Genomic DNA, 18,177 nt, shown 5'->3' with positions numbered 1-18,177 from the left:
CAGGATGTTAGCATCTGGCTACACGGTAATAAAACAAAACGCCCCAATTAAATCCGGGCGCTTGTAATATAGGGATGATATAAAATAATTGACTATTAAGTGAAAAAGCCTTAAACCCTCCACCTTTTAACCTTCCGCCTTTCACCTCAATCTACCACATTCTAATTCTGTCTTCTGGTTTTTTATATAATTTATCGCCAGGTTTAACATCAAAAGCATTGTACCATGCATCCATATTTACAGGAGCACCAATGGTACGGTATGGGCCAGGAGAGTGTGGATCGGTTTTAATTAACTGAGCAGCACTTTCTGGTAAAATATTACCTCTCCATACCTGTGCCCAAGCCAGGAAGAAACGCTGATCTGGCGTAAAACCATCAATTTTCTCATTACTTTGACCTTGTTTAGTCATTTTAAAAGCAGTGTAAGCTGCATTTAAGCCACCTAAATCGCCAATGTTTTCGCCCATGGTTAATTTGCCGATTACATGAACCGTATCTAAAACGGTATAAGCGTCAAACTGCTCACCCAAAGCTTTGGTTTTAGCATCAAATTTTGCTTTGTCTTCAGCTGTCCACCAGTTTTTTAAGTTACCGGCAGCATCGTACTGGCTTCCGCTATCATCAAAACCATGGCTCATTTCGTGACCAATTACCGCACCGATACCACCGTAATTAACAGCATCATCAGCATTTGGATCGAAGAAAGGGAATTGCAAAATACCGGCAGGGAAAACAATTTCGTTCAAAGTAGGGCTGTAGTAAGCATTAACGGTTGGAGGTGTCATGCCAAAACGTTTGCGGTCAACGGGTTTACCTAACTGATCAACCATTTCGTTATAGCCCCAAACGCTAGCATTACGTAAGTTTTGGAAATAAGTATCTTTATTAATTGCTAAACCATCGTAGTTTTTCCATTTTTCCGGATAACCTACTTTTGGCGTAAATGCATGTAGTTTAGCTAATGCTTTTTGCTTGGTTTCAGGGCTCATCCACTCTAAACCATTAATTCTGATTTCGAATGCTTTACGCAAGTTCACAATCATCTGGTTCATGCGTTCTTTAGCTTCTGGTTTAAAATACTTGGCTACGTAAAGCTGACCTAATAATTCGCCAATAGTGCCATCGGTTAAAGATGACATCCGTTGCCAACGTGGTGTCTGTACTTTCTGACCGGTTTGTGCCTGTGTAAAAGCGAAACTTGCCTTAACAAACGGAGAACTTAAACTGGAAGCAGAACCTTTTAAAATGTTCCATTCTAAATAAGTTTGCCAATCTGCAACCGGAACCGATTTCAACATTCCATCCAGACTCACCATAAATTTAGGCGAAGAAACCAGAACGGTATCCTGATTTTTGATTTTGAATTTAGGCAAATAAGTTGTCCAGTTAATGTCTGGTGTTTTTTTATTTAATTCCGCAACAGTAAGCTTGTTATAGGTAGCGTAAGGATCACGCATTTCTAAACGGCTCATCTGCGCCTCAGCAAATTGCTTTTCAATGGCATAAACGGTTGCCGCTTTTTGTTTTGCTTCTTCAGGAGTACTTCCTGTTAAAGTAAACAAAGTAACCATGTACGTGTTGTAAGCCTCGCGGATTTTAACACTGCGTGTATCGTCCTTCAGATAATAATCGCGGTCGGGAAGCGTTGTGCCGCCCTGACCGATATTCACCATGTATTTGTTTACATTCTTGCGGTCCTGCCCAACGCCCAGGCCGAACATTCCACCGCCTAAACCATTGGTTCGCATGTAAGCTACCTGATCCAGCACACCCTGAATGTTTTTAATCTGTTTAATTTTTTGTAAATCGGCTTTTATTGGCGTATAGCCCAGTTTTTCGATGGTTGCACTATCCATGGCAGCCGTATAAAAATCCCCAACTCTACGTTTAACGGAGCCTGCAGGAGCAGATTGATCAGCAGCTGCATCTTCAACTAAAGACTTTACGGCATTGATGTTGAAATCGCGCAATTCGTTAAATGAACCCCAGCGGGTTTCTTTGGCAGGAACAGGATTGTTTTTTATCCAGTTGCCACTTGCGTAGGTGTAGAAATCGTCGCCTGGCTTAACGGAAAGATCCATGTTAGCAGGGTCGATAAATTTTTTGGTTTGTGCATTTGCAGAAAAGCCAGCAGCGACTATACCCAGTGCCGCAAAATATCTTTTCAAATTTTGGTATTTCATTCGCTTAATAAGTTAGTAATTATGCGAAATTTATGAAATACTAATTAATACTGGTGTTATATATTAAGAATATTACTTGTTAAACCAATAGTAAATTTTTGCTAAACCAAGTCGTCTGATCAGTTCGGACGCTGAAAAGGAAATTTTAATAGATTTCATGATTTTAAATCTTTTATATACTATTAACATTTTTTAACAAAATTTATTGTGTGCTTGTAAAAATTATTGCTATTAAGAATGATTCGGGATAAAGCATTTTATTTTCCATAAATTTGAAAATGATTAACTCAACCTCATCATTTTTTAAAACTGGTGAGGTTTAAATCAATTGATAAATGATGTTATAATTTATAATAATGAGCCATTCCCACGATAAAGAAGATAGCTGTTGCAGCACTAAAGTACATGCTGAACCAAAACATAACCACGATAATGCACATGAAGAAGGTGATGACCACGATCACGACCATGGCGGAGATCCATCAGCTTTTCAAACTTATCTACCAGCCATTGTAACATTGCTTATGTTGCTGATCGGAATTGCATTTGATAATCTTTTTACGGTGCCTGCATTTCAGATCATCCGGCCATATTGGTATATCGTAGCTTATTTACCTGTTGGGATTCCGGTTTTACGCGAGGTTTGGGAAACTTTTAAAGCCAAAGATTTCTTTACCGAATTCTCTTTAATGTCTATCGCTACTATTGGTGCTTTTGCCATTGGCGAATATCCGGAAGGGGTAACGGTGATGCTTTTTTATACCATTGGCGAGTTGTTTCAAATGGCAGCGGTAAATCGTGCGAAAAGGAATATTAAAGCTTTGCTTGATGTTCGCGCAGATATAGCACATGTATTCCGCAACGGAAAATACGAAGATATTAATCCCGAAAAGGTAGAAATTGGCGAAACTATACAAGTAAAAGCAGGGGAAAAAATTCCTTTAGACGGGGAACTGATCAGCGAAAAAAGCAGTTTTAACACGGCTGCTTTAACAGGCGAAAGTAAACCACGTACCATTAATAAAGGTGAATCGATTTTAGCGGGGATGCTTAACCTGGATAAAGTAATTGAAGTAAAAGTAACCAAAGCTTTTGCCGATAGTGCCTTGTCGCGGATTTTAGAAATGGTTCAAAATGCTACTACGCGTAAAGCTAAAACCGAACTCTTTATCCGCAAGTTTGCGAAAATATATACACCAATTGTTTTCTTTTTAGCCCTCGCGTTGGTTACTATTCCAATTTTGGTTTTAGGAAGCGAATATCATTTCCAAACCTGGTTGTATCGTTCGCTGGTTTTCCTGGTGATATCTTGCCCCTGTGCGCTGGTCATTTCTATCCCTTTAGGTTATTTTGGAGGAATTGGTGCGGCATCAGCAAATGGTATTCTTTTTAAAGGCTCTAATTTCCTCGATTTAATTACTAAACTCAACACTGTTGTAATGGACAAAACAGGAACCTTAACAAAGGGCGTTTTTAATGTTCAGAAAGTAGAAAGTAGTATTGATGAAACAGAATTTTTAAACCTATTAACCGCTGTTGAAGCCAAATCAACCCACCCAATTGCTAAGGCTATTGTAGCATATGCAGGCCAGAAAGAAATTCATCCTGCAGAAAACATTGAGGAAATTGCCGGAATGGGTTTAAGCGGATTGGTCAATGGTAAAGCGGTTTTGGCTGGCAACACTAAACTATTAGCGAAATTTAATATTGAATTTGATGCTGCTATAAACGATATCGAAGAAAGCATTGTAGTGGTTGCTGCTGACCAGAAATATATCGGCTATGTGCTGATTGCCGATGAAATAAAAGAAGATGCTGCAGCAGCCATTAAACAACTTCATGAGAACGGAATAAAACAGGTTGTGATGTTGAGTGGTGACAAAACCTCCATTGTTAAAAAAGTGGCAACAAGTTTAGGTATTGATACTTACTTTGGCGATTTAATGCCTGAAGATAAAGTAGCTAAGCTTGAAGAAATTAAAAGCGACAAAAGTAAAGTAGTGGCCTTTGTTGGCGATGGAATTAATGATACACCTGTACTGGCCATCAGCGATATTGGTATTGCCATGGGCGCAATGGGTAGCGACGCTGCTATTGAAACAGCAGATGTAGTTATTCAAACTGATCAACCTTCTAAAATTGCAACTGCTGTGAAAATAGGTAAGGCAACTAAAAATGTGGTGATCCAGAATATCGCATTGGCATTTGCGGTAAAAGCGCTGGTTTTGATTTTAGGTGCAGGCGGTATTGCCACCATGTGGGAAGCCGTTTTTGCAGATGTTGGTGTGGCACTTTTAGCTATCTTAAATGCCGTAAGAATTCAGAAGATGAAATTCTAGTACACTTATACTTTTACCCTTAAGTAAATTGAGATAGTTAAGGAGTTATTAAAATATAATGTTCTTAATTCATTAAGGATAAGTAAGATATGTTGAAAAATAGATAAATGTATTACTATAAAAATTAGTATATTCGTTTATGTCTAAACCTATTCCATATCCAATATTAGATGATGAGCCCGTTACGCAATTTAATGAGCTTGATGCATCATTAACATATAGCTATGCAAATTATTTAAACTGGCTTTTTCCTGAAAGGGTAGAACTGATTAAAGGTAAAATCTTTAAAATGAGTCCTGCGCCCTCAAGAGTTCATCAGGAAGTGGCCGGCAGCATTTTTTTGAATTTAGGTGTTTTTCTAAAAGATAAACCTTGCAAAGTTTATTCTGCTCCTTTTGATGTTCGTTTCCCTAAAAAAAGCAAAGCTGATAAAGATGTTTTTACTGTCCTACAACCCGATATTTGTGTTGTCTGTGATAAAAATAAGTTGGATGCCCGCGGTTGTATCGGCGCGCCTGATCTTGTTGTCGAGGTTTTATCTCCAGGAAATACCAAAATGGAACTGCTTAATAAATACCGTGTTTACGAAGAATTTGGTGTTAAAGAATATTGGGTGGTGAGCCAAAGCGACCAGAATATTTTAATTTATACCTTAAACGATGAAGGTAAATTCCAGCCTTCTAAAATATTTACCCTTAGCGAAAAAATTACATCATCGGTATTACAAGGTTTCGAATTGGCCCTGGATGATGTTTTTGAGGATTTGTAAAGTCATCATTTTTGTTTGTCAATTTTGTTAATGATTTCGATGATGTCTAAACCTGTTCCATATCCGATTTTAAACGATGATGAACCCGTTAAGCAGTTCAATGAACTTGATGCATCATTAACATATAGCTATGCCAATTATTTAAACTGGCTTTTCCCTGAAAGGGTAGAACTGATTAAAGGTAAAATCTTTAAGATGAGCCCTGCGCCATCAAGGATGCATCAAGAGGTATCTATCAATTTATTAAAGCCATTAATCAATTTTTTGAGCGATAAACCATGCAAAGTTTATTCCGCTCCGTTCGATGTTCGCTTTCCAAAAGCTAGTAAAGCTGATAAGGATGTTTTTACTGTCCTACAACCCGATATTTGTGTTGTTTGTGATAAAAGTAAATTGGATGCCCACGGCTGTATTGGTGCGCCTGATCTGGTGATTGAAATTTTATCTCCAGGTAATACCAAAATGGAACTGCTTAATAAATACCGTGTTTACGAAGAATTTGGTGTTAAAGAATATTGGGTGGTGAGCCAAAGCGACCAGAATATTTTAATTTATACCTTAAACGAGGAAGGTAAATTCCAGCCTTCTAAAATATTTACCCTTAGCGAAAAAATTAGATCATCGGTATTGCCAGGTTTCGAATTGGCCTTGGATGATGTTTTTGATGATCTGGATTAGCCTGCTGCTTTATTTTGATCAGGAGTATTAAAAAACAAAATTGCAATAAGTACACTTATCAGTACAAAATTATACTCTATGCCATTTCTTCCACCGCCCACCACAAACCAACCTTCTTTAAAGTGAACCATGATTATTCCCATAGTCAATACGAATATTGTTGCAAAACATGCCAGCCGGATATATTTGTTCATCACTAGTAATAGCGCACAAACTACATGTGAAAGTTTAATTACCCAGGCAATTGCTACTCCAAACGGCGCAAAACCAATTTTATTTAAATAAAAATTTCCGAAATCATTAATGCCGCCATCAAACATCCCAAACACACTGTGAGATAATAAAATGATGGCCATTGACACGCGTAAGATAGCATAACCAATTTTGAAATTTTTTGTAGTCATGGTAGTTTGAATGTTATTTCTATACTAAAATACAATTATCTATTCAAGCGTATGTATTAGCGTATAATTTAGGTGGCACAAACTAATGTTTATAAACCTGATTGAAGTGTAAAGCCCACATCCCGATTCTTTACCGATGAATCGGCACTAAATTAGCATCGGGAGAGAACTTGAAACGGAAAGCAGGACTAACTTTAAAATGGAATGCTGCACCTGCTTTCTAAAAAATAAAAACATAATTCTTTTCTGTACAGCATGATATGGCGTTAGCTGTTTTAGTCTTTCAGCTTTCAGCTTAATTAGCTATTTTTGGACTTTTAATATCATTCATGAGCATATCCACCAAGTACAATCCTGCAGAAACAGAAGATAAATGGTATAGCTATTGGCTATCGAAGAAATTTTTTCACTCAGAACCCGATGAGCGCGAACCTTACACCATCGTCATTCCACCGCCAAACGTAACGGGTGTGCTGCACATGGGGCATATGCTTAACAATACCATTCAGGACGTTTTAATCCGTAAAGCCCGTATGCAAGGCAAAAATGCTTGTTGGGTTCCCGGAACTGACCACGCCTCTATTGCTACTGAAGCAAAGGTTGTGGCCATGTTAAAAGAGCAGGGGATTAACAAAAAAGACCTTTCCCGTGAAGAATTTTTAAAATATGCCTGGGAGTGGAAAGAAAAATACGGTGGTATTATTTTAGAGCAGTTAAAGAAATTAGGTGCAAGTTGCGATTGGGACCGTACCCGCTTTACGATGGAAGAAGATCTTTCTGAAGCGGTTATTGATTCGTTTATCCATTTATACAAAAAAGGATGGATTTATCGTGGTATCCGCATGGTAAACTGGGATCCGGCTGGTAAAACGGCTGTATCTGATGAAGAGGTTATCCGTAAGGAAGTAAACCAAAAATTATATTACATTAAATACCTGATTTCGGGAACCGAAGATCAGTTTTTAACGATTGCGACTACGCGTCCTGAAACGATTATGGCCGATGCAGCAATCTGTATCAACCCGAATGACGAACGTTTTATGCACTTAAAGGGCAAAAAAGTTTTTGTGCCTTTGGTTAATCACGAAATCCCGGTTATTGAAGATGAGTATGTCGATATCGAATTCGGTACAGGCTGCTTAAAAGTTACACCAGCGCACGATTTAAACGATTATGAACTGGGTGTTAAACATAATTTACCAGTTACCGATATCTTAAACGACGATGGAACTTTAAATGAATTAGCCGTTATTTTAGTGGGCGAAGACAGGTTTGTTGCCCGTAAGAAAATCGCCAAAATGCTGGAAGAGGCTGGTCATTTAGAGAAAGTGGAAGATTATAAATCGCAGGTTGGTTTTTCTGAACGTACTGATGCCGCTATCGAACCAAAACTTTCGATGCAATGGTTTGTGAAGATGAAAGAAATGGCACAACCAGCTTTGGATGATGTATTGAATGGTGAAGTAAACCTGATCCCAAATAAATTTGAAAATACATACCGCCACTGGATGGAAAATGTCCGCGATTGGAACATTAGTCGGCAGTTATGGTGGGGACAAAGAATTCCGGCCTGGTATGATGATAAAGGAAATTGGGTGGTTGCCAAAACCAAAGACGAAGCATTAGAAGAATTCTGGAAGAAAAAACACCTGGACGAAAGTTGTTCGGAAACGGAAAAAGCAGGATTCAAACATCAGTTAGAGCCATTTTTAAGGCAAGATGATGATGTGATGGATACCTGGTTTTCATCATGGTTATGGCCGATTTCGGTTTTCGATGGGTTTAAAAATCCTGAAAATAAAGACATCAATTATTATTATCCAACCAACGATCTGGTAACGGCTCCAGAGATTTTATTCTTCTGGGTGGCCCGTATGATTATGGCCGGACATGAGTTTATGGGTAAAAAACCATTTACCAATGTGTATTTAACAGGTATTGTACGGGATAAATTAGGCCGTAAAATGTCTAAATCGTTGGGTAATTCGCCTGATCCGATTGGGTTGATCGAAAAGTATGGTGCCGATGCGGTTCGTGTAGGGATGTTGATGTCATCGCCTGCAGGCAACGATTTAATGTTCGATGAAAGCTACTGCGAGCAGGGACGTAACTTTGCCAGCAAAATCTGGAATGCCTTCCGTTTAGTAAAGGGATGGGAAGTAGACGATAACCTCGCTAACCCGAATACCCAGGCCATTGCATGGTTCGAAAACCGGTTTAACGAAGCCCTGGTTGAAATTGAGGCTAACTTTAAGCAATACCGCCTGTCGGAAGCATTAATGATTACCTACAAGCTGGTTTGGGATGATTTCTGTGCATGGTATTTAGAAATGGTTAAACCTGCTTATCAGCAGCCGATAGACGCAGAGAGTTATAAAGCGACGATTGCATTCTTTGAAAATATCATCAAATTATTGCACCCGAACATGCCTTTCATTACCGAAGAGTTATGGCATGATGATTTATTTGCCGGTCGTGGAGAAATGGATTGCTGTATTGTGGCCGAATTCCCGAAAGGCGGAACATTTGATGAGAAACTGCTGAAAGATGCAGAGGTAATTAAAACCGTGGTAGCTGAAATTAGGAATGTAAGAAATCAGAAACAGATTTCGCCTAAGGAAGCGTTGCCGTTAAGCATCAAAATAAATTCTGATCTCGATTACGAGAAATGGTTAAACATTGTTTTCAAATTAGCCAATGTATCAGAAGCTGAAATTGTGAATGATAAAATTGTTGGTGCAACCGCTTTTATGGCTGGTAAAGACGAATTCTTTATTCCGTTAACCGAAAACGTTGATATAGAAGCAGAACGCGAACGCTTAAATGCCGATTTGATTTATTTACAAGGTTTCTTAAAATCAGTGGATGCTAAACTGAGCAACGAACGTTTTGTGCAAAACGCAAAGCCCGAAATTATTGCCAACGAACGCAATAAAAAGGCCGATGCTGAAGCAAAAATCAAAATTATTGAAGAAAGTTTAGCGGTTTTAGGATAATACCCTTATAGATCTATAAGGTTCTAAAAACCTTGTAGATCTTTAATTAAAAAATATGATGCGCTCTCGAAATTTATTATACATCTTTTCCTGCTTGTTATTATTTATTGTTTCCTGTAAAAAAGAGAGCGATAAGGAAGAAGAACTGAAATATCCAATTTCCTTAAATTATAAATCTTATAGTAGAGGGAAAATGAGGATGTGGACCAGAGATGGTGAAGTTTTGGATCAACAAAAAATTACCAATTTTGCTGGAAATGCCTTTGCCAATTCTTTTGATGCAAATTTTTATCAGATAAAATTCACCAAACCCGATTCTGCTGAAATTAAATATCCAGGTGCATTAGAAGGATTTTGGACTTATAAAGTGAAAGATTCTGCCAATATTGATTTTAAGGGAGATATTCATCTATTTCCTGGAACGGTGTTCGGAAACCAGGCCTCACTTGACCGGTCTTTTTTAATATATAGGACCAGTATTTATACCCAGCCTGTAAGGGTAATTAATCAGCCAACATCAACGCCTTCCGTTATTTACAGGGCAGATTTAGGATTTAAAGCTACTGGGAACAAAAAAGCCCTTACTATCCCTGGTTATCTTTATAAATTGCGCTTGTATAATAGAACTGCTCTTTTTAGCGGTCACCTGTTTGGTGATTTCAATGATCGTTTCTTAAATGAGCTACAAGATCGCGATACTTTGGTTATTCAAACAACAACGAATAACTGGAGGCAATAAAAGCCTTTCAGGTAATTTTTTAATACTCCAATAAAATTACCTGAATAAATTATTTCAAACGTTTTCCTAGCCAGCGATAAAAATAACATATTGCTTTAAAAACTGGCCTCCTGGCTATTTATTTAAGGTTAATACGATTGTAAGCCATTATTTTAATATAAAGTTTCAAAAATATTACTTACTAAAATTTAAGGTTTGTTTTTATTAACCATATTTTAGGTTTTATTAAAATAGTTTGTCAAATGGCAAACCAGTTAAGCGATAATCTAACCTAATATCCGTAAATGGAAAATTCCAGAAGAAAATTTATTAAGCAATCGGCAATATTTGCTGCGGCCACCTATGCAGGTACCATGGGTATGAGTGCTAAAAGTTATGGTCGTATTATTGGTGCAAACGATAGGGTACGTGTTGGTGTTGTTGGATTTTCTGATCGTTTTAAAGAAACGCTGTTGCCTTGTTTTATGAACCACCACAAGGAGCTGAATTTCGATATCGTTGGCCTTTCTGATTTGTGGAACTACCGGAGGGATTTAGGAATTGCCCATTTAAAAGCAAAATTTGGTCACGATATTAAAGCCTGCCGGAACAATGATGAGCTTTATGCAACTAAAGATCTTGATGCGGTGATTATCAGTACGGCCGATTTTCAGCATGCGCTTCACACCATCGAAGCGGTAAAAGCCAGTTGCGATGCTTACGTAGAAAAACCCTTTGCCGAAACCATGGACGATGCCAAAGCTGCATTTAAAGCCGTTAAGGCGAGTAAACAGATTGTACAGATTGGCTCGCAGCGAAGAAGTGGGGAGAATTATACCAATGCTGCAAAATTTATTCAGGATGGAAAATTTGGGCCGATCACGGCTGTCGATTTAGTTTGGAATGTAAATCAGCCAGGCAGGTGGCGCAGGCCCGATTTGGTAGCCAAATTAAAAGAAGAAGATATCGATTGGAAACGTTTCTTGTTGAATCGTCCGGTTGAAGCCTTCGATCCGAGAAAATACCTGGAATATAGATTATTCTGGCCTTATTCGTCGGGAATGCCCGGGCAATGGATGTCGCACCAGATTGATACGGTACATTGGTTTACCAATTTAAAACATCCACGAAGTGTAGTGGCCAACGGCGGTATTTACACCTGGAAAGATGGCCGCAGAAACTGGGATTCGATGGTTGCTGTATTCGATTATGGCCAGCCCGATACCACCGACGGTTTTCAGGTTACTTTCACCTCGCGGATGCAAAATAGTGTGGGTGATGTAGGCGAGGTTTACTATTCGAACGGTGGTGAGTTGAATCTGATGACCAATAAAGTATCGCCGAAAGGTGGTTTAAAAGAAAAAGAAGCTGCAGCCATGGGGTTGAAAGCCAATCTTTTGCCTGAGTTTGATTTAAGTAAAAGCGAAATTAAAGCTGCAACCGGAGCCAATATGGGTGGTGATGCCTTAACCTCTGGCCATATGCGTAACTGGATGGAATGTGTGCGTAGCCGTAAAACACCAAATGCGCCTGTTGAAGCAGGTTATTCGCACTCTATTGCCAATATCATGACGAATGCTGCTGTGAGGACAGGCGCGAAAGCTACTTTCGATGAAAGCAGACAAGAAGTAATTGCAAACGGAAAAGTATTTAAATATTAAAAAACAATATCGTCATTGGGGGTGCAAAGCAATCGACCTTCCAGAAAGATTGCTTCGTCATTCTTCCTCGCAATGACGGCAAGAAAAAACCAACCATGTTAAATTTAAAAAAATATAGTATTCTAGCCCTTTCGCTAATCAGTTTATCAGCTGCTGCCCAAAAAGCCAAACCCTTATTTGACGGTAAAACACTTACCGGTTGGAAAGCCGTTGCAGGTGTTGCTCCGTATAAAGTTGAAGATGGAATGATTATCGGAACGATGACCAAAGGCACACCAAATTCATTTTTGATCACCGAAAAAGAATATGGCGATTTCATTTTAGAACTTGATGTAAAATTAGAAGGCGAAACCACCAACTCGGGGGTGCAAACACGCAGCCATATTAAACCAGAAGGGAATAACGGTAAAGGATTGGTTTTTGGCAGACAGATGGAAATAGATCCCACACCCCGCGCATGGACAGGTGGAATTTACGACGAAGCCAGAAGATTATGGCTATATCCTTTAGAACTTAATCCATCAGCAAAACCATTGTATAAAAAGAATGAGTTTAACCATTACAAAATAGAATGTATTGGCAACGAAACTAAAACCTGGGTAAATGGAACACCAGTTGCCTATGTGATCGATACCTTGGATAAATCAGGGTTTATTGGTTTGCAGGTTCACGGAATTGGCGCTAATTTAGATAACGATGGCAAGAAAGTTTATTTCAAGAACATCAATATTCAAACCGAAGGTTTAAAAGCCAAAGCTTTTCCAAAAGGAATTTATACCGTTAATTTAACCCCAAATACCTTATCTGCCTACGAAAAATCAGAAGGTTATAAATTATTGTTCGATGGTAAAAGCCATGCGGGCTGGGTTGGTGCTTATAAAACTACTTTCCCTGCCAAAGGATGGAAAATTGCCGATGGTGTAATCAGTGTAGAACCATCAGGAGGTGCTGAATCAACCAATGGAGGTGATATTGTAACCAAAGCAGAATATGCCGCTTTTGATCTGTCCTTCGAATTTAAGCTGACTCCGGGTGCCAATAGTGGCGTAAAATATTTTGTTACCCTGAGCGAAAAAAATACTGGCTCTGCTATTGGTTTGGAGTATCAGGTTTTAGATGATGTACTGCATCCTGATGCAAAATTGGGCAGAGATGGAAACCGCACTTTGGCATCGTTATACGATTTAATGACTTCGAAAAAAGAAGCCCGTTACCTGCGCCCAATCGGAAGCTGGAACAATGGCCGTTTGGTGGTATACCCGAATAACAAGGTAGAACATTATTTAAATGGCGTAAAAGTTTTAGAATATACCCGTGGCTCAGAAGAATTTAAAAAACTGGTTGCCATCAGTAAATATAAAGATTGGAAAAACTTTGGTGAGGCACCAAAAGGGCATATCCTTCTTCAGGATCATGGTAATAAGGTGGATTTCAGGACCATTAAAATTAAAACATTGTAAGGCTGAGCTTTATTTATTTGAAAATGAGCGTTGGTTCAATATGGCGGCCAGCAGCCCCGCTTTCGCATATAGTCCGCTCCCGATGAAAATCGGGATGCGGGCTATTTAGCTCAATCGGGTTTATAGTTAATGGTTTGCACTACAAACTGACCTAAAGGCACTAAAAGATTTAAATAGCCCCGACATACGCGAAAATACTTTTTGTTGCATTTTTGTTAATATTGCAGATGCGGCAACAAAAAGATTGTAGCATTGGCGGGACTATCGCTTAATAGAAGCATTATCCCGGCGCTCCAAATCATCATTTTAAAGAAAAAAAATATTAACATACCATGCATCGTCGATCTTTTGTTAAAACATCTGCTTTAATAGGTTCTGGTTTATTTTTGGGCAACCAGGGGTTTGCCAGTTTAGTAGCCGATGAAATCATTAATGTGGCCATGATTGGTTGTGGCGATCGCGGTAAAGGTGTTTTGTCGGTAATTAAATCAATGCCTGCAAAATATAAAATTAAAGCCTATTGCGATTTACTCGATTTTAGGCTTAAGGAAACCGAAAAGTACGTTCCCGCTGATGCAAAAGCCATAAAAGATTACCATAAAGTTTTAGACGATAAAACCATTAACGCGGTTTTTATTGCTACCCCTTTAAGCGAGCATTTCAGAATTGCTAAAGATGCCGTGCTGGCCGGCAAACATGTGTATGTAGAAAAAACCATGACCTACAGTATTGCCCAGGCACTCGAACTTAAAAAACTGGTAAAACAATATCCCAATCAGGTTTTTCAGGTGGGGTATCAATACCGTTATTCGCCTTTGTATTTTAAGGTGAAGGATATGATTCAAAGTGGTTATTTAGGCAAGGTTAGTCAGATCGATTGCCGCTGGGACCGCAATGGTAACTGGCGCCGAGCCGTTCCTGATCCCGCCTTAGAGCGTAAAATTAACTGGCGGATGTACAAGGAATATTCCGGCGGATTAGCTGCTGAACTTTTATCGCACCAGATCGATTTTATCAACTGGGCTTTCGAAACACAACCCGACGAAATTATGGGCTCAGGTGGGATAGACGTGTTTAAAGACGGGCGCGAAACCTACGATAATATTCAGGCCATTCTCCGTTATAACGAAAAAGGCATGATCGGCAACTTTGGAGCCACTTGCGGCAATGCACATGATGGTTATCTGTTTAAAATAAAAGGCACCAAAGGTTCGGTTTCTTTGCTTACCAATACGGGCTTGTTTTATCCCGAAGAAAGTGCTAAAAAAGAATTGGGCATTGTTGATGGGGTAACCGGAGCCACAAAAATTGTAGTGAATAAAGATGGCGGAATCCCGATTTTGGATAAAGCCACCATCGATGGTACAAATTATGCCTTAGATGAATTTTATAAATCGATTACTACAAAAAAGGAACCTGCATCGAACATCAATACCGGCACCCAGGCGGCTATATGTGTAGCCATGTGTAACGAAGCGATTTATACTGGTAATAAGCAGGTTTGGAAGAAAGAATATAGCGTGTAGCTCATGTGTCATCCTTGTAAAGGTTTAGTAATTCGGTAACAGATTTGATTTTAGATTATTATTAATTTATTATTTTTTTTGATTTTCATTTTTAGCCATTTCAATGGGTGTTATTCCTCCTATTCCTTGATGAGGTCTTTCTTGATTATAATAAAGCATATATTGAAATAATTCATCATGAAGTTCCTCAATGCTATCAAAATCAGTTTCTTCGATGAGATCTTCTTTTAATGTTCTCCAGAATCTTTCCACCTTTCCATTGGTTTGAGGCCTGTAAGGTTGAGTATATCTATGCTTGATATCCAATTCGATAAGCATGCGTTCAAAAGGATGGTTCATTTTATTTTGGCTTTGTCGTTGACCAAACTCTGGTCCATTGTCAGAGATGATTTCTTCGAATTTTATTCCATATTCACTCTGTAGCATATTGATGCATCTCATGGTAGCAAACATCACCGTTAGTGAAGTTATATCTTCTGTTACCTCTGCCCAGGCCAGACGACTATAGTCATCCAGTAAGCATACCAGATAGAGCTTACGGCTTTGTCCTCTTAATATAGCTTTGTCAAGATGATGGCAGTCAATGTGTCCAAGTTGTCCCATTCTTTCCTTAATGATCTTCCTTTTGTTCTCCTTCATCCTTAGGTTAAGCCTATTAAGGCCATAACGCTTACTAATATTGTAAACCCCGGATGCCGATGGAGTAAATTTATGCAATTTCGGCTTTAAGATTCTAACGATCTCATGCTTCGAATTCCCTTTTTGTCGTAGCTCAATCACTTGGTTTTCTATAAATTGAAAAGGTCGCCTGGTGCGATATTTAGGCCCACGCTTGCGTGGAAGAAGGTCGCAGTCCTTTCCACTTTGTTTAAAGCGGTTATAATATTTAAGGAAACTCTTGCGGTTAGTACCCCACGCTCGATAGAGATCTTCTACAAAACGATACTCGGGATGAGACTTTTGCTTGATCAGCTCGTACTCCCTGATCATAAAACGGTAAGTATCTAAATACTTCCGTTCAACAGTAAAATCATTAGTGTTTATTGGCATAACAGAATCAATTTAATAATTATGATTCTGTTACCGAATTATCTGACATCTACAATCCTGAGCTTGTCAAAGGACTGTTTTTGGCGTGCTTTGATAAGGTTCAAAGTATCTTAATTGTGAAACAAATCTTTTCATGTTTTTTGGAAAGCAGTTGTTGTAAATCTTTTTAAAGTTCGTCCTGCTTTTCATTACAAGTCCTCGCTACGCTGCGGGCTTTTCATTTCAATCAGGTTTAAAGTCGGAGGGTTTTTGCTGCTATGGAGGGTTGAATAGTATGATAAAAATAGGTAATGCTATTCTGTGCTTCCGTGTTTCCGTGGCAATTTAGTTTCGGTCGGTGAGACACTCCGATAGATGAATCGGATGATTTAGAAAAAAGACGTTATTCTTGCGCTATGCAACCCCTAATGGTTTTGCTGGCTGTGCCACCTAAACCCGATCAAAGCAGGATCCCGATATAAAGTCGGGAGAAGCGGGAGCGGGGATGGATAAACCTAAAGGCTACTGTACCTGATTTCCATCAAATCACCGTACATGCTATGAATGATTTTCTCCAATGAGCAGATGTTCTTAGACTACAGATCTTTCGTAAAAATTTAACTCCGTGTTTTTCCGTGCTTCCGTGGCAAAAAAAAACTATAATCCCAAATATTCAGGCATTTCCTGTACGAAATTAAAGCTACCCTTTTCCGTATCCATCCTGGCATAAACATGCTGCAAACCATTGGTTAGCACGATCCATTTTGCCTGGTGTATGGAGTTGTACCGCGATGCCTGATCGAAAACCGATTGGGTAATTTTTACTTTTGGTGCTTTACATTCAATTAACATCAGCTTTTCGCCTGCAGTATTGTATACTAAAATATCGCTCCGCTTTTGTAATTGGTTTAAAACCAAACCACCTTCAATCTGGATTAACGTACGCGGAAATTTCTTTTCCAAAATCAGGTTCTGTATAAAATGCTGCCGGACCCATTCTTCGGGCGTAAGTACCAGATGTTTCTTCCTGAGCTCATCGAAAATAAAAACCACGTCATCTTTCTGGGTAATTTTAAAAGGATAGGGCGGAAGGTTAAGCGGGGTAGGCGTAAACATTTCTTTGGCAGTTTCGGTTGGTAGTTAACAATTCAGTTTTCTGTAAATAAAGCAATCTGTCAATTTTTACAGCGCCAAAGTTAATTAATTCTAAGATATGCAAGGAAAACACCCACCTACTATCTCATGCCTCAAATCTGGTATCTCAAATCTGGTAGCTCACATCTCAAATCTCATATCTTAAATTATAAACATTTACCCAAATCCTTAAACCTAAATCGTAATTTTACCAACAATGACTGCTGCCGAAATTATTAAAGATATCAAAGCCCGCAAATTCAAACCCGTGTACTTATTACATGGCGAAGAATCTTACTATATCGATCAAGTAACAGATTATATTGAGGATAAACTATTGAACGATGCCGAAAAAGGCTTCAATCAGACCGTTTTATATGGAAAAGATACCGATATGGCTACCGTTCTGGGGGCAGCGAAGCGCTACCCAATGATGTCTGATTATCAGGTGGTCATTGTTAAAGAAGCACAGGATTTAAAATGGGGTAAAGAAGATTCGAGTAGCAAAGAGGGCGAGTTTGTACTCAATTATTTCGAAAAACCTTTACCGAGTACCATTTTAGTTTTGGCTTTTAAGTATGCAAACTTCGATAAACGCAAAAAAATATATAAGGCCATTAATAAAAGCGGACTGATTTTTCAGTCAGATCCGGTCCGCGATTATAAACTGGTGCCCTGGATTGATGAATTTATTAAAGATAAAGGTTACAAAATCGATCAGCAGGCATCGGCTTTAATGGCCGAATATTTAGGAACCGATCTTTCTAAAATTGCCAATGAGATCGAAAAGTTAATGCTCAATGTTTCAAAAGAGGTAACCATTAATACCGATCTGGTTCAGAAAAACATAGGCATTAGTAAAGAATATAACGTTTTCGAATTGCAGAAAGCACTAGCCATCCGCGATGTATTAAAATGTAATAAAATTATCAATTATTTCGCCAGTAACCCTAAAGCCAATCCAACAGTAATGGTTTTGGCCAATTTAGGGGGGTATTTTACTAAACTGCTAAAATACCACTATATCCCCAATAAAGCCGATGCCGCTTCAGCTTTGGGGGTGCCTCCATTTTTTATCAAAGATTATGAGGTAGCGGCAAGAAATTACAACACTGGAAAAGTTTTCCAGGTAATTGGCCTCCTCCGCGAGTACGATTTAAAAAGCAAAGGTTTAGATAGTACCGGCAATGTTGATGACGGAGAACTTTTAAAAGAACTCGTTTTCAAAATAGTGCACTAATCTTTTTTTCGCAAAAGCCTGTTCTATATTCACTGTCA

The 18,177-nt window shown here is 38.8% G+C and carries 13 protein-coding genes; 9 read left to right on the top strand and 4 right to left on the bottom strand.

The window, feature by feature from the left end; all coding sequences use genetic code 11:
* Positions 1–151: 151 nt before the first annotated feature.
* Positions 152–2,185 (bottom strand): peptidase M13, encoded by a 2,034-nt coding sequence (locus tag CA265_14315; protein ARS40768.1) that lies wholly within the window; start codon positions 2,183–2,185, stop codon positions 152–154.
* Positions 2,186–2,541: 356 nt separating this feature from the next.
* On the opposite strand from CA265_14315, the gene CA265_14310 reads away from it, so the two are divergent.
* From CA265_14310 to CA265_14300, 3 genes are all read left to right on the top strand, one after another.
* Positions 2,542–4,524, top strand: a complete 1,983-nt coding sequence (locus CA265_14310) for a cadmium-translocating P-type ATPase (protein ARS40767.1) — start codon at positions 2,542–2,544, stop codon at positions 4,522–4,524.
* A gap of 139 nt (positions 4,525–4,663) precedes the next feature.
* Complete coding sequence (locus CA265_14305) at positions 4,664–5,293, top strand: restriction endonuclease (GenBank protein ID ARS40766.1); 630 nt, start codon at positions 4,664–4,666, stop codon at positions 5,291–5,293.
* A 42-nt stretch (positions 5,294–5,335) separates the two neighbouring features.
* Positions 5,336–5,971, top strand: coding sequence for a restriction endonuclease (locus tag CA265_14300; protein ARS40765.1), 636 nt, complete (start codon positions 5,336–5,338; stop codon positions 5,969–5,971).
* On the opposite strand, the gene CA265_14295 is transcribed toward CA265_14300, so the two are convergent.
* Positions 5,968–6,375: a DoxX family protein gene (locus CA265_14295; GenBank protein ID ARS40764.1), complete on the bottom strand. Its 408-nt coding sequence runs from the start codon at positions 6,373–6,375 to the stop codon at positions 5,968–5,970. The two genes, CA265_14300 and CA265_14295, sit on opposite strands and share 4 nt — an antisense overlap.
* A gap of 329 nt (positions 6,376–6,704) precedes the next feature.
* Here CA265_14295 and CA265_14290 point away from each other — a divergent pair, with 329 nt between their 5' ends.
* The 5 genes from CA265_14290 (at position 6,705) to CA265_14270 (ending at position 14,736) form a co-directional block, all read left to right on the top strand.
* Entirely contained in the window at positions 6,705–9,371 is a 2,667-nt protein-coding gene (locus CA265_14290; GenBank protein ARS40763.1) for a valine--tRNA ligase, read from the top strand.
* Between the two features lie 94 nt (positions 9,372–9,465).
* On the top strand, positions 9,466–10,110 hold the full coding sequence (locus tag CA265_14285) for a hypothetical protein (protein ARS40762.1): 645 nt from the start codon (positions 9,466–9,468) through the stop codon (positions 10,108–10,110).
* A gap of 284 nt (positions 10,111–10,394) precedes the next feature.
* Complete coding sequence (locus tag CA265_14280) at positions 10,395–11,750, top strand: oxidoreductase (protein ID ARS40761.1); 1,356 nt, start codon at positions 10,395–10,397, stop codon at positions 11,748–11,750.
* A 95-nt stretch (positions 11,751–11,845) separates the two neighbouring features.
* Positions 11,846–13,210, top strand: coding sequence for a hypothetical protein (locus CA265_14275; protein ARS40760.1), 1,365 nt, complete (start codon positions 11,846–11,848; stop codon positions 13,208–13,210).
* 332 nt (positions 13,211–13,542) lie between these two features.
* A complete protein-coding gene (locus CA265_14270; GenBank protein ID ARS40759.1) occupies positions 13,543–14,736 on the top strand; it encodes a hyaluronate lyase in 1,194 nt (397 codons plus the stop codon).
* A 69-nt stretch (positions 14,737–14,805) separates the two neighbouring features.
* Here CA265_14270 and CA265_14265 read toward each other — a convergent pair whose 3' ends face one another.
* Both CA265_14265 and CA265_14260 read right to left on the bottom strand, forming a co-directional pair.
* Complete coding sequence (locus CA265_14265; GenBank protein ID ARS40758.1) at positions 14,806–15,786, bottom strand: hypothetical protein; 981 nt, start codon at positions 15,784–15,786, stop codon at positions 14,806–14,808.
* Between the two features lie 636 nt (positions 15,787–16,422).
* Positions 16,423–16,881, bottom strand: coding sequence for a restriction endonuclease subunit R (locus tag CA265_14260; GenBank protein ID ARS40757.1), 459 nt, complete (start codon positions 16,879–16,881; stop codon positions 16,423–16,425).
* A gap of 235 nt (positions 16,882–17,116) precedes the next feature.
* On the opposite strand from CA265_14260, the gene CA265_14255 reads away from it, so the two are divergent.
* Positions 17,117–18,139: a DNA polymerase III subunit delta gene (locus CA265_14255; protein ARS40756.1), complete on the top strand. Its 1,023-nt coding sequence runs from the start codon at positions 17,117–17,119 to the stop codon at positions 18,137–18,139.
* Positions 18,140–18,177: the final 38 nt, after the last annotated feature.

This window comes from Sphingobacteriaceae bacterium GW460-11-11-14-LB5 (genome assembly GCA_002151545.1).
Taxonomy (GTDB): domain Bacteria; phylum Bacteroidota; class Bacteroidia; order Sphingobacteriales; family Sphingobacteriaceae; genus Pedobacter.
Note: the sequence above shows the minus strand (reverse complement) of the source record. Positions and strands in the feature narration are given on the sequence as shown.